This window comes from Mycobacterium sp. SMC-19, from assembly GCF_045310815.1.
Lineage (GTDB): Bacteria > Actinomycetota > Actinomycetes > Mycobacteriales > Mycobacteriaceae > Mycobacterium.
In genome coordinates, this window is the sequence record NZ_JBJIAM010000003.1 from 391,914 (window position 1) to 417,384 (window position 25,471).

At 69.1% G+C, this 25,471-nt stretch carries 22 protein-coding genes and 2 pseudogenes; 16 read left to right on the forward strand and 8 right to left on the reverse strand.

What is annotated here, in order from left to right; genetic code table 11:
* Window positions 1–2 precede the first annotated feature (2 nt).
* From rplR to ACJH5R_RS09460, 6 genes are all read left to right on the forward strand, one after another.
* Window positions 3–410, forward strand: a complete 408-nt coding sequence (rplR, locus tag ACJH5R_RS09435; RefSeq protein WP_406757751.1) for a 50S ribosomal protein L18 — start codon at window positions 3–5, stop codon at window positions 408–410.
* Window positions 411–444: 34 nt separating this feature from the next.
* On the forward strand, window positions 445–1,140 hold the full coding sequence (gene rpsE, locus ACJH5R_RS09440; protein ID WP_406757750.1) for a 30S ribosomal protein S5: 696 nt from the start codon (window positions 445–447) through the stop codon (window positions 1,138–1,140).
* 2 nt (window positions 1,141–1,142) lie between these two features.
* Window positions 1,143–1,325 (forward strand): 50S ribosomal protein L30, encoded by a 183-nt coding sequence (gene rpmD / locus ACJH5R_RS09445; protein WP_019738973.1) that lies wholly within the window; start codon window positions 1,143–1,145, stop codon window positions 1,323–1,325.
* Window positions 1,322–1,762: a 50S ribosomal protein L15 gene (gene rplO, locus ACJH5R_RS09450; protein WP_406757749.1), complete on the forward strand. Its 441-nt coding sequence runs from the start codon at window positions 1,322–1,324 to the stop codon at window positions 1,760–1,762. Before rpmD ends, rplO begins: the two co-directional genes overlap by 4 nt.
* Window positions 1,763–1,863: 101 nt before the next feature.
* A complete protein-coding gene (sppA, locus tag ACJH5R_RS09455) occupies window positions 1,864–3,636 on the forward strand; it encodes a signal peptide peptidase SppA (RefSeq protein ID WP_406781800.1) in 1,773 nt (590 codons plus the stop codon).
* Window positions 3,637–3,723: 87 nt separating this feature from the next.
* On the forward strand, window positions 3,724–4,029 hold the full coding sequence (locus tag ACJH5R_RS09460; protein WP_308484241.1) for a DUF732 domain-containing protein: 306 nt from the start codon (window positions 3,724–3,726) through the stop codon (window positions 4,027–4,029).
* 10 nt (window positions 4,030–4,039) lie between these two features.
* Here ACJH5R_RS09460 and ACJH5R_RS09465 read toward each other — a convergent pair whose 3' ends face one another.
* Window positions 4,040–5,272, reverse strand: coding sequence for a serine hydrolase domain-containing protein (locus tag ACJH5R_RS09465; protein ID WP_406757747.1), 1,233 nt, complete (start codon window positions 5,270–5,272; stop codon window positions 4,040–4,042).
* Window positions 5,273–5,870: 598 nt separating this feature from the next.
* Here ACJH5R_RS09465 and ACJH5R_RS09470 point away from each other — a divergent pair.
* On the forward strand, window positions 5,871–10,745 hold the full coding sequence (locus ACJH5R_RS09470; protein ID WP_406781801.1) for a PE family protein: 4,875 nt from the start codon (window positions 5,871–5,873) through the stop codon (window positions 10,743–10,745).
* Window positions 10,746–10,828: 83 nt separating this feature from the next.
* On the opposite strand, the gene ACJH5R_RS09475 is transcribed toward ACJH5R_RS09470, so the two are convergent.
* Window positions 10,829–11,749: a class I SAM-dependent methyltransferase gene (locus tag ACJH5R_RS09475; protein ID WP_406781802.1), complete on the reverse strand. Its 921-nt coding sequence runs from the start codon at window positions 11,747–11,749 to the stop codon at window positions 10,829–10,831.
* A 5-nt stretch (window positions 11,750–11,754) separates the two neighbouring features.
* Entirely contained in the window at window positions 11,755–12,687 is a 933-nt protein-coding gene (locus tag ACJH5R_RS09480; protein ID WP_406757744.1) for a class I SAM-dependent methyltransferase, read from the reverse strand.
* Window positions 12,688–13,003: 316 nt separating this feature from the next.
* Here ACJH5R_RS09480 and secY point away from each other — a divergent pair, with 316 nt between their 5' ends.
* The 7 genes from secY (at window position 13,004) to ACJH5R_RS09515 (ending at window position 18,810) form a co-directional block, all read left to right on the forward strand.
* Complete coding sequence (gene secY, locus ACJH5R_RS09485; RefSeq protein ID WP_406757743.1) at window positions 13,004–14,332, forward strand: preprotein translocase subunit SecY; 1,329 nt, start codon at window positions 13,004–13,006, stop codon at window positions 14,330–14,332.
* Window positions 14,329–14,880: an adenylate kinase gene (locus ACJH5R_RS09490; protein ID WP_406757742.1), complete on the forward strand. Its 552-nt coding sequence runs from the start codon at window positions 14,329–14,331 to the stop codon at window positions 14,878–14,880. The genes secY and ACJH5R_RS09490 overlap by 4 nt, the downstream gene beginning before the upstream one ends.
* Window positions 14,880–15,683, forward strand: a complete 804-nt coding sequence (map, locus tag ACJH5R_RS09495) for a type I methionyl aminopeptidase (protein WP_406757741.1) — start codon at window positions 14,880–14,882, stop codon at window positions 15,681–15,683. Before ACJH5R_RS09490 ends, map begins: the two co-directional genes overlap by 1 nt.
* Window positions 15,684–15,744: 61 nt before the next feature.
* Window positions 15,745–16,977, forward strand: coding sequence for an FAD-dependent oxidoreductase (locus tag ACJH5R_RS09500; RefSeq protein ID WP_406781803.1), 1,233 nt, complete (start codon window positions 15,745–15,747; stop codon window positions 16,975–16,977).
* Between the two features lie 82 nt (window positions 16,978–17,059).
* Window positions 17,060–17,650, forward strand: coding sequence for a DUF4389 domain-containing protein (locus ACJH5R_RS09505; protein ID WP_406781852.1), 591 nt, complete (start codon window positions 17,060–17,062; stop codon window positions 17,648–17,650).
* Window positions 17,637–18,323 (forward strand): class I SAM-dependent methyltransferase, encoded by a 687-nt coding sequence (locus ACJH5R_RS09510; protein ID WP_406781804.1) that lies wholly within the window; start codon window positions 17,637–17,639, stop codon window positions 18,321–18,323. The genes ACJH5R_RS09505 and ACJH5R_RS09510 overlap by 14 nt, the downstream gene beginning before the upstream one ends.
* Window positions 18,316–18,810 (forward strand): hypothetical protein, encoded by a 495-nt coding sequence (locus ACJH5R_RS09515; RefSeq protein WP_406757738.1) that lies wholly within the window; start codon window positions 18,316–18,318, stop codon window positions 18,808–18,810. The genes ACJH5R_RS09510 and ACJH5R_RS09515 overlap by 8 nt, the downstream gene beginning before the upstream one ends.
* A 9-nt stretch (window positions 18,811–18,819) precedes the next feature.
* On the opposite strand, the gene ACJH5R_RS09520 is transcribed toward ACJH5R_RS09515, so the two are convergent.
* The 3 genes and pseudogenes from ACJH5R_RS09520 to ACJH5R_RS09530 form a co-directional block, all read right to left on the reverse strand.
* Entirely contained in the window at window positions 18,820–21,318 is a 2,499-nt protein-coding gene (locus ACJH5R_RS09520) for an ABC transporter permease (protein ID WP_406781805.1), read from the reverse strand.
* A gap of 125 nt (window positions 21,319–21,443) precedes the next feature.
* Window positions 21,444–22,118, reverse strand: a pseudogene (locus tag ACJH5R_RS09525) (ABC transporter ATP-binding protein); the annotation flags it as partial.
* 153 nt (window positions 22,119–22,271) lie between these two features.
* Window positions 22,272–22,880, reverse strand: a complete 609-nt coding sequence (locus ACJH5R_RS09530; RefSeq protein ID WP_406757736.1) for a TetR family transcriptional regulator — start codon at window positions 22,878–22,880, stop codon at window positions 22,272–22,274.
* 146 nt (window positions 22,881–23,026) lie between these two features.
* On the opposite strand from ACJH5R_RS09530, the pseudogene ACJH5R_RS09535 reads away from it, so the two are divergent.
* A pseudogene (locus ACJH5R_RS09535) lies at window positions 23,027–23,227 on the forward strand (sigma factor-like helix-turn-helix DNA-binding protein); the annotation flags it as partial.
* A gap of 16 nt (window positions 23,228–23,243) precedes the next feature.
* Here ACJH5R_RS09535 and ACJH5R_RS09540 read toward each other — a convergent pair.
* Together ACJH5R_RS09540 and ACJH5R_RS09545 are read right to left on the reverse strand one after the other, a co-directional pair.
* On the reverse strand, window positions 23,244–23,744 hold the full coding sequence (locus tag ACJH5R_RS09540; RefSeq protein WP_406757735.1) for an isoprenylcysteine carboxyl methyltransferase family protein: 501 nt from the start codon (window positions 23,742–23,744) through the stop codon (window positions 23,244–23,246).
* 3 nt (window positions 23,745–23,747) lie between these two features.
* Window positions 23,748–24,800 (reverse strand): type III polyketide synthase, encoded by a 1,053-nt coding sequence (locus ACJH5R_RS09545; RefSeq protein ID WP_406757734.1) that lies wholly within the window; start codon window positions 24,798–24,800, stop codon window positions 23,748–23,750.
* A 160-nt stretch (window positions 24,801–24,960) separates the two neighbouring features.
* On the opposite strand from ACJH5R_RS09545, the gene ACJH5R_RS09550 reads away from it, so the two are divergent.
* The gene (locus ACJH5R_RS09550; protein WP_406757733.1) at window positions 24,961–25,470 is read left to right on the forward strand and encodes a MarR family winged helix-turn-helix transcriptional regulator; all 510 of its coding nucleotides are present in this window, start codon (window positions 24,961–24,963) and stop codon (window positions 25,468–25,470) included.
* Window position 25,471 lies beyond the last annotated feature (1 nt).

Sequence of the window (25,471 nt, forward strand, 5' to 3'; positions counted from 1 at the left end):
TCATGGCGCAATCACAAACAGGCACCCCGGACCGCAAACCCGTCGGGCAGAACATCTCCGAGGTTCGGCGCACCCACCGGATTCGTCGGCACGCGCGGCTGCGCAAGAAGGTGTCCGGCACCGCCGAGCGTCCCCGCTTGGTCGTGCACCGCTCCTCGCGGCACATCCACGTCCAGTTGGTCGACGACCTCGCTGGTCACACCGTGGCTGCGGCGTCCTCGATCGAGGCCGACGTGCGGGGTGTGGACGGCGACAAGAAGGCCCACAGTGTGCGGGTCGGCCAGCTGATCGCTGAGCGTGCCAAGGCCGCCGGCGTCGAGAACGTGGTGTTCGACCGCGGTGGCTACACCTACGGTGGGCGTATCGCGGCGCTGGCAGACGCAGCGCGCGAGGGCGGATTGAACTTCTGATGACTGACGTGAAGATGACTGGAAGGACCGCATGATGGCGGAGCAGCCGACAGGGGCCTCCTCGGCAGGTCCCGACACGGGCAGTGCCCACCGCAGCGACGGGCGCGACAACCGTGACAACCGGGGTGGACGTGGTGGCCGCGACGGCGGCCGTGGCGGCCGCGACAACCGTGACGGCGACAAGAGCAACTACCTGGAGCGCGTCGTCGCGATCAACCGGGTGTCCAAGGTGGTCAAGGGTGGCCGCCGGTTCAGCTTCACCGCTTTGGTGATCGTCGGCGACGGCCACGGGCTGGTCGGCGTCGGCTACGGCAAGGCCAAGGAAGTGCCCGCCGCGATCGCCAAGGGCGTGGAGGAGGCTCGCAAGGGCTTCTTCCGGGTCCCGCTGATCGGTGGCACCATCACCCACCCGGTGCAGGGTGAAGCCGCCGCCGGTGTGGTGTTCCTGCGCCCGGCCAGCCCCGGTACCGGTGTGATCGCCGGCGGCGCGGTGCGTGCCGTGCTGGAATGCGCGGGCGTGCACGACATCCTGTCCAAGTCGCTGGGCAGCGACAACGCGATCAACGTGGTGCACGCCACTGTTGCCGCGCTGAAGATGCTGCAGCGTCCCGAAGAGGTGGCGGCCCGACGCGGCCTGCCCATCGAAGACGTTGCGCCGGCCGCGATGCTCAAGGCTCGTCGTGAGAGCGAAGCTCTGGCTGCCGCCGCGGCGCGGGAAGGCACGGCGTAATCATGGCAAACCTGAAGATCACCCAGGTCCGCGGCACCATCGGTGCACGCTGGAAGCAGCGCGAGAGCCTGCGCACCCTGGGCCTGCGCAAGATCCGCCAGTCGGTGGTGCGTGAGGACAACCCCCAGACCCGTGGGCTGATCCGGGTTGTTCACCACCTCGTGCAAGTGGAGGAAGCAGAATGACCATCAAGCTGCACGACCTGCGCCCTGCGCCCGGGTCGAACACCAAGAAGACCCGCGTCGGTCGCGGTGAAGGCTCCAAGGGTAAGACCGCGGGCCGTGGCACCAAGGGCACCAAGGCACGCAAGAACGTGCCGGTCCGGTTCGAGGGTGGGCAGATGCCGATCCACATGCGGCTGCCCAAGCTGAAGGGCTTCCGCAACCGGTTCCGCACCGAGTACGAGGTCGTCAATGTCGGCGACATCAGCCGGCTGTTCCCCGAAGGCGGGACCATCGGTCTCGACGAACTGGTCGCCAAGGGTGCCGTCCGGAAGAACACGCTGGTCAAGGTGCTCGGCGACGGGAAGCTGACCGTCAAGGTCGACGTCACCGCGCACAAGTTCAGCGGCAGCGCCCGGGACAAGATCACCGCAGCCGGAGGCTCCGCCACCGAGCTGTAGGGACTGTCTCTGCGAAGCTACAGAATCGCACTCCACCTCCTCGGTGGGGTGCGATTCTGCGTCTGGTGGGCATGTCCGCCGGCGCCGGTAGGCTCAAAATCATGTTCTCCTTGCTGACCGGCGTGCCCGGCCTGGACGACCTGCGCGGCGTCGCGCGCCGCATCGACACGGCTCGCCACCACGGCGTGCCCAACGGCGTCATCCTCGAACTCGACCTGCAGGAGTTGCCCCACGAGACCGGGGCTTTCGACCCGCTGGCCCTGATCCGTTCCGGTGGTCGCCCCCCGGTGTTGCGTGATGTGGTGGCCGCCATCCACCGGGCCGCCGAAGACCCGCGGGTCGCGGGACTGATTGCGCGCGTGCAGCTGTCGTCGGCGGCCGCCGGGCCGGTGCAGGAGCTGCGGGCTGCCATCGCCGAGTTCGCCGCCGTCAAGCCGTCGCTGGCGTGGGCCGAAACCTACCCAGGCACGCTGTCCTACTACCTGGCCTCGGCATTCGGTGAGGTCTGGATGCAGCCGTCGGGGACGGTCGGGCTGATCGGATTCGCCACCAATGCGACCTTCCTGCGCAGTGCGCTGGGCAAGGCCGGCATCGAGGCGCAGTTCGTGGCCCGGGGCGAGTACAAGTCGGCGGCCAACCTGTTCACCCAGGACTCCTACACCGATGCGCACCGCGAGGCCGACACCGCCCTGGTGGAGAGCCTGCACGCTCAGGTGCGCGCGGCCGTGGCCGAGTCCCGCAAGCTCGACGCCGGCGTCATCGACACCCTGGCCGACAAGGCGCCGCTGCTGCGCGATGACGCTCTGCAGTCGGGTCTGATCGACCGGATCGGATTCCGTGACGAGGCCTACAACCGGATCGCCGAATTGGCCGGCGCCGAGGGCACCGCCGGCGCCGACGACGACGGCGCGCCACCGCGCCTGTACCTGGGGCGCTATGCCCACGCCACGGCCGGCGGATCGGGACCCACCCTGCCGGGGCGCAAGCCCAAGCCGGCGATCGCGGTGGTGACGGTGTCCGGGGCGATCGTCAGTGGCTCGGGCGGGCCGCAGCTGTCGCCGCTGGGCAACCGCAATGTCGGTGGCGACACGATCGCCGCGGCGCTGCGCGAGGCCGCCGCCGATGACGAGGTCGCCGCGATCGTGCTGCGGGTGGACAGCCCCGGTGGCTCGGTCACCGGGTCGGAAACCATCTGGCGGGCGGTGCAGCAGGCCCGCGATGCGGGCAAGCCGGTGGTGGCCTCGATGGGCGCTGTCGCGGCCTCCGGTGGCTACTACATCTCCGCGGGCACCGACACCATCGTGGCCAACCCCGGCACCATCACCGGATCCATCGGGGTGGTGACCGGCAAACTGGTCGCCCGTCAGCTCAAGGACCGCCTGGGCGTCGGCACCGACTCGGTGCGCACCGGGGCCAACGCCGACGCCTGGTCGATCAACGCCCCGTTCACCGCCGAGCAGCAAGGACAGGTCGAGACCGAAGCCGATCTGTTCTACAACGACTTCGTGGCGCGGGTGGCCCAAGGCCGCAACCTGTCCACCGACGCGGTCGACGCGGTGGCGCGCGGGCGGGTGTGGACCGGCGCAGACGCGGCCGAACGCGGGCTGGTCGACGAGCTGGGCGGGCTGCGCGCGGCGGTGCGCCGCGCCAAGGAGCTGGCCGGACTCGACGCGGACGCGCAGGTCCGCACCGTGTCCTACCCCGGCTCGTCGTTGTGGGAGTTCGTCCGGCCGCGCCAGTCGTCACAGCCGGCAGCCGCGCTGTCCGATGCGGTCGGCAACCTGCTGGTGCGGTCCCTGACCGGGGTCGTCGACCAGGTCGAACGCTCGGTCAACGGGGCGCACGTGCTGTGGATGGGGGAGCCGCGCTGGTAAAGCGCGTAACCCAGAATCAACAATTCTCTTCGCGACAGTAAAAGCTCGGTAACACGTTTTTAACGGGTCCCGGCCATCCTTAGAGCCATGAAACGGTTACTGCTGCTGGCAGGTCTGAGCGCGATGGTCGGCCTGGCCGCTCCCGCCAACGCCGCGCCGACCGGTATCGATGGGCAGTTCCTGGCCACCTTGAACGGTGCCGGACTCAGTCACCGGGCCAACGACGATGCCACCGTCTCGGCCGGCCACGCCGTCTGCCAGCTGATGGACGCGGGACTGTCGCCGATGGACACCGTCGTGGCAGTGCAGACCACCAACCCGGGCTTCACCATTCAGACGGCCGGCCAGTTCGCCGCGATCTCCACGGCGCACTACTGCCCGCAGTACATGTAGTCCCGTTTCGCTAGGACTGCAGCCGGGCACCCAGCACGTCGCGGAACAACGCCTGGCGCAGTGCGAGTTCGCGAGGATCGCTGTAGAGGTGAAAACCCAGGCGGTTCATCACATACGAGTAGCCGATGCCGGTGTCGGGGTCGGCAAACCCGAAAGAGCCGCCGAAACCCGGTGTGCCATAAGCCTTGTCCGAGGAACCGAAGGCGGAGGCGAACGCCGGCTTGGACAGCCCCAGCGAGAACACCACGTCAACACCCAATACCTTGTCGCGTTCCCCGCGAGACGGCGGTGCCGGCATCGCGGTGAGTTCATCGTGTACGCCTGGGCTCAGGGGCAAGGTGGGATCCGCGGTGGCGGCGGCGCCATAGAGCCGGGCGATGGCGGAGGCGGTGCCGATTCCGTTGGACGAGGGCATCTCCACGGCTCGCACGTCATCGCGGTTGTAGTCGCCGTCCCACGGTTTGATATCCCTGGGCAGGTCGCTTGCCCGTGCCAGCAGCCCGAACGGGTTGAAGGACGCGGCCACCAGGGCCGCCGGCATCACGTTGAGGTGCAGTAGGGACTCGGCGCGCTTCCACTGGTGCAGCAACGCGACCTGATCGCGGGTCACCGAGGTCGGCAGGCCGATGTGCATGTTCAGCCCGAGAGGCCGGGCGATTTCCTCGGCGAGGAACCGTCCCAGGGTGCGGCCAGCCGGATCGGTTCGCCGGATGAGCTCGGATTCGTACCAGCCCAACGTGATCGCGTGATACCCGTGCCGGGTGCCCGGCGCCCAGAGCGGCTTCTGCGCGGCAAGCATGGGCGCCAGCCGGTTCGGGTCGGCGACATCGGCCAGGGCGGGTGCGGGTTTGAGTGCGCACAGGCCGGCCTGGTGGCCCAGCAGTTGGCGGACCGTGACCTCACCCTTGCCTGCCTGGGCGAACTCCGGCCAATGGGTTGCCACCTTGTCGTCGTAGCCGAACAGGCCCCGCGAGACCGCCAGCGCCACCGCCAGGGCCGCCACGCCCTTGGTGCTGGAGAAGACGTTGACCATGGTGTCCTGCTGCCATGGCTCGCGCGTAACCCCGTCGCGGTAGCCGCCCCACAGGTCCACGACTTTGACACCGTCGCGGTACACCGAGACCGCGGCGCCGACCTCACGGCCCGCAGCGAAGTTGGCCCGGAACGCATCGGCGACCTTGCCGTAGCCCACATCAACGTCGCCGCTGATCAGGTCGTGCGGAACCTTGACTTTGAGCACCATGGGGTGGTTATACCGCCGCCGGTCGCCTGGTTATCGCTGAATGGCGAAGTCAGGGCGCCGCGCCCGCACCGTCGCCACACCCCGGTAACCATCCCTGCACCACCGTGTCCGGGCGGTGCTCCGGGATCGGTATTTCGGTCGGTCAGTGCACGAGATTGTCCGATAGGGCCGTTAGTCATTTTTTTGGAGGGTCTTGCTATTTCAAATAGTGGAGTCCATACCTAAGCAATATTACCTAATCTGTGGTGGCAGTCACAAATGTACGCAATCCATGATGTCGCCCATATGACCCGCCTCTCAATTTCGGCTAATTCTCAGGTCAGTCATGGTTTATCGCGACACGAGCCTATGTGGAACCCTAAATTTCAATTCGTCGGGCCCGTCAAATTCAGCTAACTTGCAGCACGAGTGGTCGCGTTACGGTTCGCGTTTTTCATGCTGAACCGGCGATTAATTAGGCAATGAATTCAGAAATTGAGAGGTCGGCATGAAACAGAGTCGTGACCGTCGGCAAAGTGGCCGTCCGGGTGGTGTAGGTCGGCGGGTAGCCGGCGCGGGTAGCGCAGTCGGTGCATTCCTGGCCTTCGGGGTGGGCCCGGTGGCAGGTGCTCCGTCAGCCAGTGCTGACTTCGACGACCTGTTCTCGCAGCCGATCCTGGAGATGTTCGACTCGTGGTCCGCGGGCTCAGACCTGTGGCTCGCCGGGTCGTCGGCCGACTTCCTGGACGGCCTCGAAGCGGGTGCCGCGTTCGACTCGAGCATCTTCGCCTTCGACCCGACCCAACCGTTGGGGCCATGGCTGGCGGAGATGGATCACCTGCTGTACACGGGATTCCAGAACTACGTCTACCTGCCGTTGTACGCCGTCAGCCAAGACCTGATGGGCTACGCCGAGCCGTTGCTCAACATCGTCAACCAGCCCTTCGTCGACCTGTTCGGTCGGGTGCTGATCGGTAACGGCATCGACGGCTTCGACGGCGTCAACGACTCGCTGCTGGGCAGCTCGGGACTCTTCGGCAACCTCGGCGACGGTGGGTTCTTGTTCGGCGACGGCGGCGCCGGGGTGGCCGGTGACGCCATCAATGCCGACGGTGGGTTCGGTGGAGCGGCCGGCCTGATCGGTAACGGTGGCGCCGGTGGCGCGGGACTCGACGGCATTGCCGGTGGCGACGCCGGTAACGGCGGCGACGGCGGTGCGGGCGGCTGGCTGCTGGGCAACGGCGGCTTCGGTGGCGCCGGCGGCGTCGGTGGAATCGGCGGCGGCGCAGGTGGTTTGGGTGGCGCCGGCGGTGCAGCCATCTTCATCGGCAACGGTGGTGCCGGTGGCGCTGGTGGTGCCGGAGGTTTCGGGGGCGACGGAGCCGACGGGGCCACTTTCGGCGCGAGCGGTGACAACGGCGGCTTCGGCGGTATCGGCGGCAGTGGCGGTACCGGCGGCCGGGCGGGCTTGCTGTTCGGTGCCGCGGGCAATGGCGGCAATGGTGGGATCGGCGGCGACGGCGGTGCCGGCGGTGACGGTCAGAACGGTCTGCACGGCACCAATGCCGGCGGTGCCGGCGTCAGCAGTGGCCTGCCCGGTCAAGACGGCATGAACGCCGGCAACGGCGGCAACGGTGGCAACGGCGGCGCCGGTGGTAACGCCGGTAAGGGCGGCGCGGGCGGATTCCTCGGCATTCACCCGGCTGGTGCGTCCGGTGTGGCCGGGGCCGGCGGCAGCGCCGGTGACGCCGGCAATGCCGGTAACGGCGGCAATGGTGGCAACGGCGGCAACGACGGGACCGGCCTGTCCGCCGGCGACGGCGGTAACGGCGGTGCGGGCGGTGACCGTGGCATCGTCGGTGTCGCGGGCCTGGGCGGTCTGAACAGCGACGGCACCCGGGCCGCGTCCGGCGCGGACGGGGCGGTCGCCATCAGTGGTGGCAACGGTGGTCACGGCGGCAATGGCGGCCACGGCGGCGTGCTGGCCGACGGCCAGGGCCAAAACGGTGGTGCCGCCGGAAACGGTGGCGCCGCGGGCCGGATCGGCGACGGCGGTAACGGCGGTAACGGCGGCCATGGCGGCGACAGCGCCGCCGGGGCCGACGGGGCCAATTCCGGCGACGCCGGGGTGGACGGCAAGGTCGGCGGTTACGGCGGCAACGGTGGACACGGCGGTGCCGGCGGTCGCGATGCCGGGAACTCCGGCAACGGCGGCAACGGCGGCAACGGCGCGGATGGCGGCGACGGCGGCGCCGGTGCCAACGGTGCGGACGGGATCCTCCCCGGCCAAGACGGTCAGGACGGCGGCCGAGGCGGCAGCGGCGGTGACGGTGGCGCCGGCGGTAACGGTGGCAACGCGGGCGTCGTCTACAACGGCGTGGTCGGACTCAACGGCAACGGCGGCGACGCCGGTAACGGCGGCAACGCCAACACCCCCGGCAACGGCGGCAACGGCGCGGCCGGCAATGCCGAGAACCCCAACGGCGGCAAGGGCGGCAACGGTGGCGACCCCGGCACGGCGGGCAACGCCGGCGTCGCCGGCGTGCACGGCACCGGCGGCAACCCGGCCAGCGGCGTCGACGGGCTTGGTGGTGTGGCCGGGACCGGAGTGACCGGCATTCACGGCAACGGCGGTAACGGCGGCGCCGGCTATGACGCCTCGAGTGACCCGGACGCGGTTCCCGGTGCCGACGGCGGCGCCGGCGGGGCCGGCGGCCACGGTGGCCTGATCGGCAACGGCGGCAACGGCGCGGCCGGTGGTAGCGGTGCACTGGGCGCAATCGGTGCCGACGGTGACGTGCCCGGCGCATCCGGTGGTACCGGCGGTGCCGGTGGCGCTGGCGGCGCTGGCGGCGCCGGTGGTAACGGCGGCGCGAACGCCGGTAACGCCGGTAACGGCGGCAACGGCGGCGATGGCGCAACGGGTGGCAGCGGCGGTACCGGCCAGGACGGAGCAACCGGGGTGGCCGGCGTCGACGACGGCGCGGGCGGCGACGCCGGCGACGGCGGTAACGGCGGCGTGGGCGGAAATGGCGGTGTGGGCGGCAATGCCGGTACCGCGGCCAACGGCAACGGCGGCAGCAACGGTGACGGCGGGAACGCCGGTGACGGCGGGAACGCCGGGAACGCCGGCAACGGCGGAACCGGTGCCGCCGGTGACGCCGACAACCCCGACGGCGGCAAGGGCGGCGACGGCGGCAATCGCGGTGAGGCCGGTCTGGGCGGCACCGGTGCCGGACCCGGCACCGGTGGCGACGGCGGTACCGCCGGAAGCGACGGCGTTGCCGGCGCGGACGCCACCGCAGGCGGCAATGGCGGTACCGGCGGTCGCGGCTTCGACGCCACCGCCCCGGGAACCAACGGCGGCAACGGCGGTGCCGGCGGTAACGCCGGGGCCATCGGCACCGGTGGCGACGGCGGCGCGGGTGGTACCGGCGCCAACGGCCTGGCCGGTGTGACCGACGGCAACGGCAACGGCACCCTCGGCGGCGATGGCGGTCAGGGCGGCAATGGTGGCGCCGGCGGCGCGGGCGGCACCACCTCCGGTGACGCCGGAAACGGCGGTGTCGGCGGGGCCGGTGGCGTCGGCGGCATCGGCGGAAGCGGCGCCAACGGCACCGCTGGTATCGACGCCACCCTGCCCGGCGGCAACGGTACGGACGGCGGCGACGCCGGCAACGGCGGTGTCGGCGGCACGGGTGGCAGCGGCGGCAACGGTGGCGTCGGCGGCACTGCCACCGACGGTAAAGACGGGCATGCCGGCGATGGCGGTGTCGGTGGTGCGGGCGGTAACGCCGGTAACGCCGGCAACGGCGGTGTCGGTGGCGCCGGCCTAGGCGGCGGTGCCGGTGCGGAAGCCGGCAACGGTGGCGACGGTGGGGACGGCGGCGTGCGCGGCACGGCCGGGGCCGGCGGCCAGGGCGGCACCAGCGGCGACGGAACCACCCAGGCGGCCAACGGCTCCACGGGTGCCAATGCCACCGGCGGCGACGGCGGCGCCGGCGGCAAGGGTGGTGCGGCAACCAACGCGAACCAGACCGGCGGCGACGGCGGCAAGGGCGGCAACGCCGGCCCCGATGGCCGCGGCGGCAACGGCGGCGCTGGCGGCACTGGCTTCAACGGCGCCAACGGCACCAACTCCACGGACCCGAGCGTCGACGGCACCAACGGTGGCAACGGCACCGCCGGCGGCAACGGTGGCGCGGGCGGTCTCGGCGGCACCAACTCCGGCGTCGGCGGCAACGGTGGCGCCGGCGGTGCCGGCGGTAACGGCGGCCACGGCGGCCACGGCAGCAATGGCACCACCGGCGGCAACGGCACCAGCGCGAACCCGGACGGCGCGGCCGGCGGCGACGCCAGCAGCGGCGGTAACGGTGGCAACGGTGCTGCCGGCGGCAACGGCGGCGTGGCCGGTACCGGGGCCAATGGCAGCGGCACCGCTGGTGCCGGGGGCAAGGGCGGCAATGCCGGTAACGCCGGCAATGCCGGCAACGGTGGTAACGGCGGCGACGGGATCGCCACCAACACCACCGGGTCCGGTGCGCATGGCGGTCACGGCGGCAACGGCGGCGACGGTGGTGACCGTGGCACCGCAGGTACCGCGGGCACGGGCGGCACCGGCGGTAACGGGAGCCAAGCCGCGGACGGCAAAGCCGGGTCGACCGGCACCGGCGGTAACGGTGGGAACGGCGGCAAGGGCGCCGACGCGACCAGCACCGGCCAGTACGGCGGCAACGGCGGCAAGGGCGGCAACGCCGGCGCTGACGGAAACGGCGGTAACGGTGGAGACGCCGGTAAGGGCGCCAATGCCCCCACCGGCCCCGGCACGACCGGAGGAACCGGGGAGACCGGCACCGACGGCGATCAGTCCGGCAACCCCAACGGCGGCACCGGCGGTACCGGTGGCAACGGCACCGGGATCGGCGGCAAGGGCGGAAACGGTGGCACCGGTGGTACCGGCGCCGACGCCGGCAGTGCACCTGGCGAGTCGGCAGGTGCCGGTGGCACCGGTGGTACCGGCGGCAACGGCTCCAACGGCGCCGATGGTGGCTACGGCGGTAAGGGCGGCGACGGCGGCCTCGGCGGTAGCAACTCCGGCAACGGTGGTGACGGCGGCAAGGGTGGCGCCGGCGGCAACGGCAGCAGGGGCGGCGACGGTGGCGCCGGTGGTGCCGGTGCCAGCGGTGGTGACGGCAGTGAGTCGAACCCCAACGGTGGCGCCGGCGGTAACGGCGGCAGCGGCGGTAACGGCGGCAGCGGCGGAAACGCGGCCGGCGGCAACCTCGGTGGCAAGGGCGGTGCGGCGAACAACCCCAACGGCACCGGCGGCCAAGACGGTGGCAACGGCGCCGACGGCACTCCCGGCGGACCTGGAGCCGCCGGGCCGGGTGGCCCGGCCGGTGGCGGCGGCGCGGCTGCCGGCGGCGGCACCGCCGGTCCGCCTGGACTGCCCGGCGAGGGTGGCAAGGGCGGCGGGGTCATCCCCCCGAGCTGATAGCGGGGCCACCGCGCAACACGACTATGGCCGCCGGTCCTTCGGGCCCGGCGGCCATAGTCGTTGTGGTGGCGAAGAGCTGTTTAGAGCCGAATCGCCTCGACCGCAACCGAATTGCGCAGCCGCGCCACGATGTCACCGTCGGGGAAGGTGCGACCGTAGTCGGCGAACACGGTCTCTCGGCCACGCTCGCGTACCTGCCACCCACGCTCGCTCAGGTACGCACCCACCGGGTTCCGCTCGCCGGAGTACACCAGGCTGGTGATGTCGAGATCCAGCCCCTGGTCGGCGAAGCGCTGACCCAGCGACTGGTTCGAGCCGCTCAGCGCGGCCGCGCCGTCGGGGTGGTACTCGGTGGCCAACCGGCTGCCCGGAGCGCTGAGCGCGGTGATGTGGTCGAACAGCCGGTCCTGAGCCTCCGGAGGCAGGTAGATGAGCAGGCCCTCTGCGCTCCACGCGGTGGGCTTCGTTGCGTCAAAACCGCTGTCGCGCAACGCGGCCGGCCAGTCGTCACGCAGATCGACTGCGACGGCGCGGCGATCGGCGGTCGGCTGGGCTCCCAGGTCGCCCAGCGTGCGGGATTTGAACTCGATCACGTCCGGCTGGTCGATCTCGTAGACGATGCTGCCTTGCGGCCAATCCAGCCGGTAGGCCCTCGAATCCAGTCCGGCGGCCAGGATGACCGACTGCCGGACTCCGGCGTCAGCGGCCTGGCCGAAGAAGTCGTCGAAGAACCGGGTGCGTACCGCCATCACGGCGGTCATCGGTTCGGCGGCGGACTTGGCCTCCGCGGCCACCGCGGGGTCCAGCGTGCCGTCGACCATCTTGGTGAAGAAGTCGATACCCACCGCACGCACCAGCGGCGCCGCGAACGGGTCGGAGATGATCGGCTGGGCTTCCGTGGTGGCCAGCGCGCGAGCGGCGGCGACCATGGTGGCGGTGGTACCCACGCTGGAGGCCAGGTACCAGCGGTCCCCGGAAAAACGTGCGCCGGTGCGTTCCATATCCACTACCCCCGGACCGCGCTGATGTAGGCCAGCTTGCCGAAGCCGGGCTCTTGGTCGACATCCAGCGGTGGTAGCCCGTACTCGGCGAACAATGCGCCGACGTCGTGGCTGTCGACCCGCCAGTCGTGGCCGGCCAGATAGGTGCCGGCCTCGTTGCGGTCCCCGAAGTAGAGCAATTCGGCCATGTCGATGTCGACGCCGTGGCTGCGCATCCGTTCCGCGGACTCCTGCATGCGCCGGCGGGCCTGTTGTTCGGTGTCGGCGTCGAGGCCCGGGGTGCTCTCGGTGGCAATCCGGCTGCCTGGTGCGCTCAGCGCGGTGACGGTGTCCAGCAGCCGGTCCTGTGCGTCCGGTGGCAGGTAACCCAGCAGTCCCTCCGCGCTCCAGGCGGTCGGCAGGGCGGGGTCGAACCCCGCGGCGCGCAGCGCCACCGGCCAGTCATCGCGCAGGTCGATCGCGACGGTTCGCCGGTCGGCGGTGGGCTGGGCGCCCTGCTCGGCCAGCACCCGGGTCTTGAACTCGATCACTTCGGGCTGGTCGACCTCGTAGACAACGGTGCCGGCCGGCCAGTCCAGTCGGTAGGCGCGCGAGTCCAGTCCAGAGGCCAGGATGACCGCCTGGCGGATGCCGGCCGTACCTGCGTCGGTGAAGAAGTCATCGAAGAAGCGGGTGCGGGCCGCCATGTTGTCGGCCATCCGGGCCATATCCATCGGCGCCTGGTCGCCAAAGTCTTCCGGGGCGATCTCGCCACTGGCCAACCGGGTGAAAAGGTCCAGGCCGACGGCGCGCACCAACGGTTCGGCGAACGGGTCGTTGATCAGGGGATGGTCGGCGCGGCTGGCGATCGCACGGCCTACGGCCACTCCGGTGGCGGTGATGCCCACGCTGGAGGCCAGGTCCCAGGTGTCTCCAGGAAATCGGCCGGTACTTGCCATGGTGCACACTCCTATCTATCTAGCTCTGCCGGCTGAACGGCGCCGGGAAGTTAGTTAGCGTATTTAACGAGCCATCGCTGACTGTACGCCGCTACGCTGATCGCACGCTGGCAGTGCCGCCAACGCCCGCCCGGCCCGCAGTGCGCAGCTGTTACTCTCGTAGACTGCTGACGCGCCTAGGACACGCGTGGCCCCGTCATGATTCGGCCGGCACGTGGACGCGAAAACGCAGGACTAACCCAGGACTAACCGGGGCTGGGACAGAACAGCCCATTGGAACGCCGCGACCGGACCTCGGCTGCGCAGGAGGAGAAGAGTGTTCTCGGCTTTCATCTCATCACTGCGGACGGTCGACCTGAGGCGCAAGATCTTGTTCGCGCTGGGCATCATCGTGGTGTACCGCCTGGGAGCCGCGATCCCGTCGCCCGGCGTCGACTACCAGAACGTGCAGCAGTGCATCAAGGAAGTCAGCGGTGGCGATGCCGCGCAGGTCTACTCGCTGATCAACCTGTTCTCCGGCGGCGCGCTGCTGCAGCTGACGGTGTTCGCCATCGGCGTGATGCCCTACATCACCGCCAGCATCATCGTGCAGCTGCTCACCGTGGTGATCCCGCGTTTCGAGGAGCTGCGTAAAGAAGGCCAGTCCGGCCAGAACAAGATGACGCAGTACACCCGTTATCTCACGGTCGCGCTGGCCGTTCTGCAGGCCACCAGCATCGTGGCGCTGGCCGCCAACGGTGGACTGTTGCAGACCTGCAGCTTGCGGCACGACATCATCTCCGACCACAGCATCTTCACCCTGATGGTCATCGTTCTGGTGATGACCTCCGGCGCGGTGCTGGTGATGTGGCTCGGTGAGCTCATCACCGAACGCGGCATCGGCAACGGCATGTCGCTGCTGATCTTCGTGGGTATCGCCGCCCGCATCCCGATCGAGGGCAAGACCATCCTCGACTCCCGCGGCGCCATGGTGTTCACCATGGTCTGCCTGGCGGCACTGGCCATCGTCGTCGGTGTGGTCTTCGTGGAGCAGGGCCAGCGCCGTATCCCGGTTCAGTACGCCAAGCGCATGGTGGGCCGGCGCATGTACGGCGGCACCTCGACCTACCTGCCGCTGAAGGTCAACCAGGCCGGTGTTATCCCGGTCATCTTCGCCTCGTCGCTGATCTACATTCCGCAGCTGATCACCCAGTTGGTCCACAGCGGCGGCGGCGCCGGCAACGGCTGGTGGGACAAGTTCGTCAGCACCTACCTGTCGGACCCGTCCAACTTCGTCTACATCGCCTTGTACTTCGGCCTGATCATCTTCTTCACGTACTTCTACGTGTCGATCACGTTCAACCCCGACGAGCGGGCTGACGAGATGAAGAAGTTCGGTGGCTTCATTCCAGGCATCCGGCCGGGACGCCCGACCGCGGACTATCTGCGCTACGTGCTCAGCCGGATCACCCTGCCTGGCTCGATCTACCTCGGCGTCATCTCGGTGCTGCCCAACCTGTTCCTGCACATGGGCAGCTCGGGCACCGTTCAGAACCTGCCCTTCGGCGGCACCGCGGTGCTGATCATGATCGGCGTCGGTCTGGACACGGTGAAGCAGATCGAGAGCCAGCTCATGCAGCGCAACTACGAAGGGTTCCTCAAGTGAGAGTCGTACTGCTGGGACCGCCGGGGGCAGGCAAGGGCACCCAGGCGGTGAAGCTCTCGGAGAAGCTGGGGGTCCCGCAGATCTCCACCGGTGACCTGTTCCGGCACAACATCGCCGAGGGCACCGAGCTGGGCAAGCAGGCCAAGCAGTACCTCGATGCGGGCGACTTGGTGCCGCCCGAGCTGACCAACGCGCTGGTCGAAGACCGGCTGGACCAGCCCGATGCCGCAGGCGGGTTCATCCTGGACGGCTACCCCCGCTCGGTAGAGCAGGCCGAGGCGCTGCACGCCATGCTGGAAAGCCGCCAGGCCAAACTGGACGCGGTGCTGGAGTTCCGGGTCACCGAGAGCGAACTGCTCAAGCGGCTCAAGGAACGTGGCCGCGCGGACGACACCGCCGAGGTCATCCACAACCGCATGATGGTCTACCGCGAGGAGACCACGCCGCTGCTGGACTACTACCAGGACGAGCACGACTTGCACGTCGTGGACGCGCTCGGCACGCTCGATGAGGTGTTCACCCGCGCCCTGAACGCCCTGGGAAAGTAGTGATCGGACTGCCGAAGCGGCGCAAAGCGGTGCCGCATCGCAGCCCGGGCGAGCTCGACGCGATGGCTGCGGCCGGCGCCGTCGTCGCCGCCGCACTGGCCGCGGTCCGCGAAGCGGCGGCCGTCGGCGTCTCGACCCTGCAACTGGACGAGATCGCCGAATCGGTGATCCGGGACGCCGGCGCCACGCCGTCGTTCCTGGGCTACCACGGATTCCCGGCGTCGATCTGCAGCTCGGTCAACGACCGGGTGGTGCACGGCATCCCGACGGCGGCCGAGGTGCTGGTGGCGGGCGATCTGGTGTCCATCGACTGCGGAGCGATCCTGGACGGCTGGCACGGCGACGCCGCGGTCACCTTCGGGATCGGGACGCTGAGCGCGGCCGACGAGAACCTCTCCGCGGCCACCCGGCAGGCGATGGAGGCCGGAATCGCCGCGATGGTGGTGGGCAACCGGCTCAGCGACGTTTCGCACGCCATCGAAATGGGTGCCCGGGCGGCGTCGACGGAGTTCAAGCGCTCGTTCGGCATCGTTGCCGGCTACGGCGGCCACGGCATCGGCCGTCAGATGCACATGGACCCCTTCCTGCCCAACGAGGGATCGCCGGGTCGCGGACCGCTGCTGGTGGCGGGCTCGGTGCTGGCCATCGAGCCGATGCTGACCCTGGGCACCGACCAGACCGTGATCCTCGAAGACGAGTGGACCGTCGTCACCGCCGACGGGTCACGCGCCGCGCACTGGGAGCACAGCGTCGCGGTGACCGAGGACGGGCCCAGAATTCTGACCAGCCCGGCCGCCGGCTGACCCGTAGGGAAATGAACCAAACTCCCCGCTGAACCGTGTCACCACGGTGAAGGTGCGAGCCTTGAACGCGCCATCAGCCTTGCGCATCCTCGTGGTCGGTGCGGGCGTGGCGGGGATTTCGCTTGCTCGCGGGCTGCTGCGTGACGGTCACGACGTCACCGTTTTCGAGCAGCGGCCACACCTTCAACCCGGCGGCGGTGCCGTGACCATCTGGTCCAACGGCGCGACGGTGTTGGGGCAGCTGGGCGTGGACATGGTGGGATCCGGGCAGCCGTTGTCGGCGGTGCAGGTGATGACGTCCACGGGCCGCTCGCTCGCCACGCTCGACATGACCGCGATGGCGCGCGGGCTGGGCGCACCGGTTCGGATGGTTCCGCGCCGGGTTCTGCTGGAACGCCTGCTGGAGGACTTTCCGGCCGAACGCATCCGGTGCAATGCCCGCGTGGTGGGCGTGAGCGCTACCGAGGGCGAATCGCGAGTCGACTTCGACGACGGCAGCTCGATCAGTGGCGACCTGTTGATTGGTGCCGACGGGCTGCATTCGATGGTGCGGGACCTCACCGACGCGCCACCGGCCCAGCCGACCGGCTGGAGCAGCTGGCAGGGCCTGCTCGACCTCCCCGATGTTGTGGCGGACAAGCGGGTGGCACTGATGATTGTCGGCAAGCGCGGAAACCTCGGCCTGTGGCCGGCCGGCGGATCCGAGCTGCAGTGGTGGTTCGACCTGCCGTGGTCACCGGACTTCGTTCGCCCGGCATCCCCGATCGACATGATCCGGCAACAGTTCGCCGGCTGGTCCGAACCCGTCGATCGGGTGCTCAGTGCCCTGACCGACGACGACCTGACGGGCTCGCCCTACCCGCATTATCGCCATCCGGTTCCCGGGGCAGGCCGGGGCGCGCTCACCCTGATCGGCGACGCGTCGCACACCATGCCGCCCACCATGGCGCAGGGGACCAACCAGGCGCTGCTCGACACCATGGTGCTGTGCAAGGCGCTGGCGGATCTCCGGCCGGAACCCTCGCACGGCGATCTGGCGCGCGCGCTGCGCTGGTACGAGAACACCCGACGCCGCAAAGTGGCCGCGGTGTCCCGGGTGACGGCGCTGCAGCTGTCCCACAGCGAGCTGGTGCTGCGGCCGGCGGCGTTCATCCCGGACCGATTGCACACCTGGGGGATGACCATGTTCCTGCGCTCGGTCAGTCATCGCCGGATGTCGGCCGAGATCAGCCGCGGACTCGGCCCAGCCGATATCAGCCACATCGCCGGCCGGACAACAGATCGCAGTCATTGAGGAGAGTGGGCCGATGTCACTTCCCGCGCGTGAAGACGTGGCCGCCCGCCCCGTCGCGCCGGCACCGGCCGGTCCGGTACGGGTGCGCGGTGAATACGACAGTCCCTCGCGCTGGCTCTGGCTGATCAAATGGTGCGTGCTGGCCACCCCGCACTACCCGATCCTGATCGCCCTGTATCTGGCCTACGTTCCGATGACTCTCGTTGCCGGAGTGGCGATTGTGATCACCGGGCGATACCCGCGACCGATCTTCGACTTCAATGTGGGCGTGCTGCGCTGGTCATGGCGCGTCATGAATTACCGGTTCCCGATGAACAGCACCGACAGATTCCCACCGTTCACGCTGGCGTCTCGACCCGACTATCCGGCCGATCTGCAGGTCGACTATCCCGAACGGCTCGACCGCCGGGCGGTGCTGATCAAATGGTGGCTGTTGGGGTTGCCGCAGATCCTGATGTGCTGGGCACTGGAGCCTGCGCTGCAGTTGCTGTGCCTGATCACGGCGGTGACGCTGTTGATCACCGGGACGATCCCGACCGGCATGTCGGACCTGCTGTTGGGCATCGTTCGGTGGCGTTACCGGGTGGCCGTCTACGTCTCTTTGATGAGTGACGTGTATCCGCCTTTCCGGCTGGATCAGGGCGAGCTGTGGGGGACCGATGGCGCGCCGTAATCCGCTGTTCCCGTACGTGTATCGACTAGGAATGCCGTTCTTCGACCGGCTGTTCTATCGCCGGTACCGACGGACGGCCATGAGCTACGCGATGGGCCGGTTGTTGATGATCGGCCTCGGTCCCGGAGCGGACCTGATGTTTCTGCCCGCGGCGGTCACGTCGGTCGCGGCCATCGAGCCGGAGCCCGCGATGCGTCGGATGGCCGCCGCCGTCGCCCGCCGCCACGGCATCACGGTGGATATCGTCGATGGGGTCGGGGAGTCGATTCCCTTCCCGGACAACAGTTTCGATTCGGTACATGTCGGCCTCGTGCTGTGCTCGGTCGACGACGTCGATGCCACTCTCGGCGAGATTCGCCGGGTGCTGGCCCCGGGGGGTCGGCTGGTGGTGCTCGAGCATGTCCGCGGCGATGGCGCGATGGGTCGATTCCAGGACCTGATCGCGAAGCCGTGGGCGTGGCTGGCATCCGGCTGCCGCCCGAACCGCCGGACCATCGACGCCATCGCCGCAGCAGGATTCGACACCACCGCTCTGTCGAGCATTCGACGTACACCGGTACCGCCGCCGTGCACACCGCAGCTGCAGGGGTTCGCCACTGTGCTGCGTCGTGAACCGGGTGGCAACAGCGTGGGCCTAGGTAATGTCGAGAGATTGGAGTCCCACCATGAGTAATACCGTTGCGAATCGGCGCCGGGCAGTGATAGCCGTCGGCGCGGCCGTGGCCACCGGGCTGGTCCCGTTGGCGTTCAGTGCCCCGGCCTATGCCGACGGGGGTTCTCGTGGCGCGAGTCCCGACCCTTGGTTCATCGGTGATCCCGGCGACCTGAGCGCTGTGCTGTTCGGGTCGGCCGATGATCCGGACTTCATCAGTAACACCACCGATTTCGGGTTATTCACCCTCACCTCGGCTGGCGACCCATCGGACGACAACTACGTTGCGGTCGTCCTGCAAACCTCGCTGTTCACCAACATCCTTACGTCCGGAACCGACCCGGAGGACAATCTGGGGTTCGGGGCCGCGAGCATCGGGGTGGCCGGGGAGACGGTCAACACGTTCATCGTTCCGGACAATCCGGACCTGGATTTCACGTTCTCCCTGCCGTTCACCGATCCCTTCGCCGCGCTGTTCATTGACCTCATCGAGCTCGGCCTCGTCTGAGCCAGAACACTATTCGGAGGCGACCGCGTCGATGATGTTGAGTCGGGCGGCTCGTCGTGCGGGCGGCACCGAGCCGAGCAGGCTGATCGCCACCGCCCCGAGGGCATAGGCCGGTGCCACCGCGCTCGGCCGGAACGTGACGGTGAAATTCATGATCTCAGCACTGACCAGGCTGTAGAGCCACTGATCTGTCAGGCCGATCGCCAGCCCGATCAGGCCGCCGATCACCCCGATACCCACCGCTTCGGCCAGCACCATCTGCACGGTGAAGCGGCGGTTGGCGCCGATCGCCCGCAGCACGCCGATCTCGCGGCGCCGTTCGAGCACCGAGAGCGTCAACGTGGTGAACAACGCCACCGCGGCCACGAACACCACGATCAGCCACACCGCGTTGGCGATCACCATGCTCTGATGCAGTGGCGCCTCCAGGCCCGCCAGGGCGGCGCGTCCGTCGTAGACGTAGTTCGGCTCGGGGACCACTCGGCGGATGTCGGTGAGCAGCCGCGCCGGGTCCACATCGTCGCCGGCGATCACCTGCAGCGTGGTCACCGCCGGGCGATCGAACCAGGTGCGCAGTTGGGCGAGCCCGATCCCGACGGTCCCGATGACCGTCGAGAAGTAGGGAACCAGCGCCAGCACTGCGGCCTGCCGGGGACCGCGGGGTGTCTGCAGGTGCAGTTCGTCGCCGACCCGCACACCCAGGGTTGTGCCCAGGTTCTGTGACAGCACCACCCCCCGGCCGTCGAGCACGTCGCGGCGCGTCTGGTCGCCGAGCGCGCTAAACAGCGGATCGGCCGATCCGGGGGAGAATCCATCGAGCATCACTCGGGTGCCGCCGATCACCGCAAACCCGTAGGCGCCCGGGCAGACCCGGGCTACCCCCGGTAGCGCGGCCACCCGATCCTCCAGGCCCTGCGGCAGCGCGTCGGTGGGGAAGCTGTCCGGAGCGTTCGCGCTGACCCACACGTCGACTCCCGCGACGGGGGCGAAGATGGCGCGCGCCGAGGAGATCATGTCGTTGTCGGTCCCGGTGATCACCACGGTGGTCACCACGGCGATCAGTACGGTCATCACGGTCGCCCACACCCGCCGCGGTGCGCGCTCGATCGTTGCCGCCCCGACCGCGCCGACCGTTCCGAAGAGGCGGGCGGCTGTGGCAGCGGCGGCGACCAGGGATGCGGTCAATGCGAAACCGAGGGTGATCTCGGCGCAGAACACCGCGATCATCGCCGCCAGGGAGGTGGTGCCGCGGTGGCCGATGATGATCAGCAGTGACACCGCGATCACCGCGACGGCCGCGATCCCGCTCACCGTCCGCAGCCGACTGGGCACGGTGTCGGCGGCGGAAGCGCCGACGGGAGCCAATGCCTCGATCGGCGACACCTTGTAGACCTGTCGTGCGGCCATGGCCGCCGCGGTCACGCTGCTGAGTACTGTCGCCGCTATCGCCACCGGCAGGGCGTAGCCGGGCAGCCAGTACTCGACCCGGGCTTCGAGTCCCTGCGTGATGGCCGGCGGTAGCCTCCGGATCGCCAAACGTCCCAGGAGGATTCCCAACACCGATCCGGCGGCACCGCCCAGCACGCCCAGGGCGGCGGCTTCACCGATCAAGTCGGCCACGATGGTGGAGCGTCGGCCCCCGATCGCTCGCAGTGTCGAGATGGCCGGACGGCGCTGGGCGATCGCCATGGTCATCGTGGTGTAGACCAGGAACGCTCCGACCACCAACGCAACCGCCGCGCCCATCAGCGCCATGTAGTTCATCAGCCGGACGCCGTCGCCGGCGCGGGTCGCCCGCATCCGTGGCTCGGCGACGATGGCTCGCCCGTTGACGGCGGAGGTCACCGCGGTGCGCACCGCGGCCGGGTCCGTTCCCGGCTTGGTGGTGATCAGAATCGAATCGAGCTGGCCGAGCCGCCCAGTGATGTGCTGCGCCAAGGCAAGCGGAGCCAGCACGTAGTTGCCGCCGTTGAGGTCGGCGAGATGTTTGCCGGTCAGTACCTGGGTCACGGTGACCCAGGTCGTGCCCAGCCGGAACCCGTCGCCGCGGCTATGGCCGACGCCCGGCCCGACCTGCACGCCGCCCGGTGTCCTCGATGGCCCCGGCGGCGGATGAGCCAGAGCGTCGGCCAACGCGCCGGCCAGGGCGACGCTGCTCGCATCCGCGCCGAACAACAGCATCGTCCCGGTGGCTGTGGGGGCAGCGGCCCGGATCAGCGGTGCCGCGGTGGCGACGCCGGGAACCCGGGCCACGTCGGCCGCCAGCGAGTCGGGAAATCCGGCGTCGGTGACACCGGACACCTCGAGTGCGGCGATCCCGGCGATCCCGTCGGAGAGCCGGTTCACCGAGCCGGTGATCGATCCGAAGATGCCCAGCACCGCAACCAAATACATGGCCGACACGGCCATCACAGTGATCGAGGCGACGGTGCGCCGCCGGTGCACGGCCAGTTCGCGCAGACTGAACAGTCGAAGCCGGCTGGCAGTGGCGGCTATTGCCGACGTCATCGCCGGACCGCGGCCCGCTCGTGGCGCGGCGACCCGTTGTGCCCGGCCTCGCCGCGCCCGCGATCGCCGGAGTCGTTGGGCGGCGACCCGCTGCGCCCGGCTTCGCCGCGCTGGCGATCGCCGCGGTCGGACCCGACCCGGCCGTCCTGCAGGCCGATCACTCGGTCGGTGGCCGCCGCGGCATCGCGGTCATGGGTCACCATCACCACCAGCCGGGCTCGGCCACCCTCGTGCGCCACCTCGGCAAGCAACCGCAAAATCGAAGCACCCGTGGCGGAATCGAGGTTGCCGGTTGGTTCGTCGGCGAGAATCAGGGACGGATTCATCATCAGGGCCCGCGCGATCGCGACGCGCTGCAACTGCCCGCCGGACAGCTCGGCCGGGCGGTGCTCGATCCGGTTACCGAGCCCGACCCGCTCCAGCAAGCCGATCGCGTCGTTCTTGACCCGGTCCAGTCGGCTGCCGTCGAGCAGCTTGGGCACGGCCACGTTCTCCCACGCCGACAGGGTCGGCAGCAGATTGAAGAACTGAAAGACGAAGCCCACCCGGTGCCGGCGAAACGCCGAAGCCTGCTCGTCCCCGAGTCGGCCGATCTCGGCGCCGTCGAAGATGATCGAACCGCTGTCGGGCGAGTCCAGTGCCCCGAGCAGGTGCAGCAGCGTGCTCTTCCCGGCGCCCGACGGACCGACGACCGACACGAACTGTCCGCCGGTGAGGTGCAGGTTGATCCGGTCGAGTGCTCGCACCCGTTGGCCGCCGATCCGGTACTCGCGCACGACGTCGCGCAGTTCGATGGTCAGCTCGCGCGGGCGCGACTGATCCGCGTGAAGACGAAGATCGGTGTGCAAGGGCGTCACTCCCTATCCGCGGGTTCTGACCCTTGACACGGTTGGCGAGGCTGCGCGGTTCACAGTGAGGAGGACTCCGGCGCCGGGGAATGCGCCGACGGGCGCCTAGGGCGTCGCGGCGTCGAACAGTGCGCGCAAGGTGGTATGGATCTGGCGGACGGCATCGTCGATGCTGCCCATCGGCTGCAACAGATGGCTCAGCGTCAACCGGACGTCCACCTCGACGATCGAGTTGAGCTGCCGGTCGATCGCGTCCGACAGGTCGTAGGAGGACCGGACCGCAGCTGCCATGGCCTCGATTGCACCGGCCAGGATCGGTCTCGGCCCCACCGTCAGTAGCGGAGTCAGGCCCGCTTCGGCGTCGTTCTCGCGGGTCAGCGTTGCGGTGACCAGGGGATCGTCGGTGGCGGCGCGCAGGGTGAAGGCGGCGCCGGCCGCCAGACCTGCGGCGACGTCGTCGGGGTGCGATTGGATGGCCGCGATGACCCCGGCGATGAAACGGCTCGTCTCGCGCTGAACCAGGGCCTCGCCCAGCGCCTGCTTCGCGCCGATCTCCTTGTAGAGCACCTGTCGACTGATGCCGACGGTGGCGGCGATGCGGGACATGTTCACCGCTTGCCAGCCCTGTTCGCAGACCAGCGCATGGGCCGCATCGAGGATCCGGTTGTGCAGCATCTGCCGGACCTCGGCCTGAAAATTCGGCACGGCGGGCATGCCTCACAGGGTAGACGACAAAAAGATAGAAATGTCTCGCCGGGTACATCTAAGGTGTATCTGTATCGTTGCCGTACAAGTACTGGGAAGTTGCACCGGGTCGGAGGCGGATCGGGATGGTGCCGTCGTCGGGGAGCGCGGACCAGGTCAAAGGTGCGCTGGCCGGGTTGTCGGGCCGGTATCGCGCGGTGATCTACCGGTCCTACTACCTCGGTTGGACGACTGCGCAGATCGCCGTGGATCTCGGGATCGATGACGACACGGTCAAGGGCGAACTGCACGACGCGCTGTGCGCATTGTGGGCAGGGCTGCGGTCCGTGGACGGCCGGCCGCTGCGGTCGTCCTGACGAGCGCGGGGGCGATTCAGGCGTAGCCCAGAGCCGTGTTCTCCAACCGGATCCGGACCCACAACAGTGCGGCATTGGCCAGCGTGAAGGTGACGGCGGTCAGCCACGCCGTGTGTATCAACGGCAATGCCAAACCCTCGAGGGAAACCGCCACATAGTTGGGATGACGCAGCCATCGATACGGCCCCCGCTGCACCAACGGAACATCGGCCAGCACGATCACCCGGGTGTTCCAGCGTCGGCCCAACGTTCGCACGCACCACCAGCGCAACGCCTGGCTCAACGCGGCCAAGGCCAGCATCGGCCAGCCCAGCCACCCGATGAACGGGCGGTGCAACAGCCACACCTCGGCCACGCAGGCGATCAGAAAGCCGGAGTGGAGGATGACCATGGCGGGATAGTGGCCGCGGCCGAATTCCTTGGCTCCCCGGCTGAAAGCCCAGTCGGCGTTCGAGGTGGACACGGCCAGCTCTGCCAGCCGTTCAAGCCCGACGGCCAGGATCAACAGGTAGTACATCGGCTACCAGCCGAGCAGCACAAGCTCGGAGCAGAATCCCGGACCCATCGCGACCATCAGGCCGAACGAGCCCGGCGGCGGCGGATCGGCCATGGTGGCGCGCAGTACGTCGAGTACTGAGGCCGATGACAGATTCCCGTTCTCGCGCAACGACGTTCGGGTTCGATCCAGCGCGTCGGCAGGCAGGTCCAGCACGTTCTGGACCGCCTCGATGACCTTGGGCCCGCCGGGATGGCAGACATAGGTCGACACGTCATCGGCGGACAGTCCGCAGTCGGCCAGGAAGTTGCGGACATCTTCGGCCAGATACTTCTCGACGACGGTGGCGACCTCGACGGACAGCTTGATCCGGAACCCACTGGTGCCGATATCCCAACCCATGACGTCCTGGGTGTCGGGATAGAGCCGGCTGCGGGTTGCCAGAATTCTCGGCAACCTCGGTCCCGCCGCGCGCCGGTTCGCCCCCGTGGCGATCACCGCGGCCGCGCCGTCACCGAAGAGGCTGGCCGCCACGAAATTGGCCATCGAACGGTCATCGCGCTGGATGGTCAGCGAACACAGTTCGACCGCGACCAACGCCGCCACGTGGTCGGGGTAGGAGCGCAGATAGTCGTACATCCGGGCCACCCCGGCGGCGCCCGCGACGCAGCCCAAGCCGAACAGGGGCACCCGTTTGACGTCGGGCCGCAGTCCGACTCTGGCCGCCAGCCTGGCCTCCAGTGTCGGTACGGCAAGCCCGGTCACCGTCGTGGACACCACCACGTCGACGTCGGCCGGTTTGACCTTGGCGGCGTCCAGGGCTGCCAGCAGCGCCTGCTCCCCAAGATCCAAGGCGACCTCGATGAAGGTGTCGTTCGCCTCGGTGAAACCGCTCAGCTCGGCGTAGCGCGGCAGCGGCAACGCCAGGTGGCGGGATGAAACCCCGCTGGCCTCGAAGAACCGCCGAAATTCTGGGCCGGCGAAATCGCCCAGGGCCTGGGCCGCTTCCTCTTGGCTGTATCGGTTTGGTGGGAATTCAACGGCTACCGCGGCAAGCGAAGGCGAAGAGGGGGTCATGCCGGTGTCACGTTGCCGAGCGCCCAACGGTTCAATTCCGCTACCGCGCTGAACCTTCCGGCCTGTGCCTTCGCGGCCTGCGACCGCCGCGCCGGCGCGCTGAACTTGGCAATTGACGCACACCGACGTGGGCGCGCCGCGCGGTGCGGTAAGAAAGGGCGTGGCAGCTTCCAGTTCCTCCGGCGACGCCGACCCGATCGCGCTGGCCCGCGCCAACTGGGAGCGGGCCGGCTGGGGTGAGGTCGCCGATGGGATGGTGGCGGTGACATCGGTGATGCGCGCCCACCAGATCCTGCTGGCCCGGGTGGAAGCGACCCTGCGGCCCTACGACTTGAGCTTCTCCCGATTCGAGCTGCTGCGGCTGCTGGCGTTCAGCCGTTCGGGCGCCCTGCCGATCACCAAGGCGTCCGACCGGCTGCAGGTCCACGTCACCAGCGTCACGCACGCGATCCGGCGGTTGGAGGCGGCCGGCCTGGTCGAGCGGCTGCCGCACCCCACCGACGGCCGCACCACGCTGGTGTCCATCACCGATTTGGGCCGCACCACAGTCGCGGACGCGACGGTCAGCCTCAACCGTGAGGTGTTCGCCGATGTCGGTATGTCGGTGCAGGAATCGCGGACGCTGTCGTCGGCGATCGAGACGTTGCGGCGTAACGCCGGAGACTTCTAGG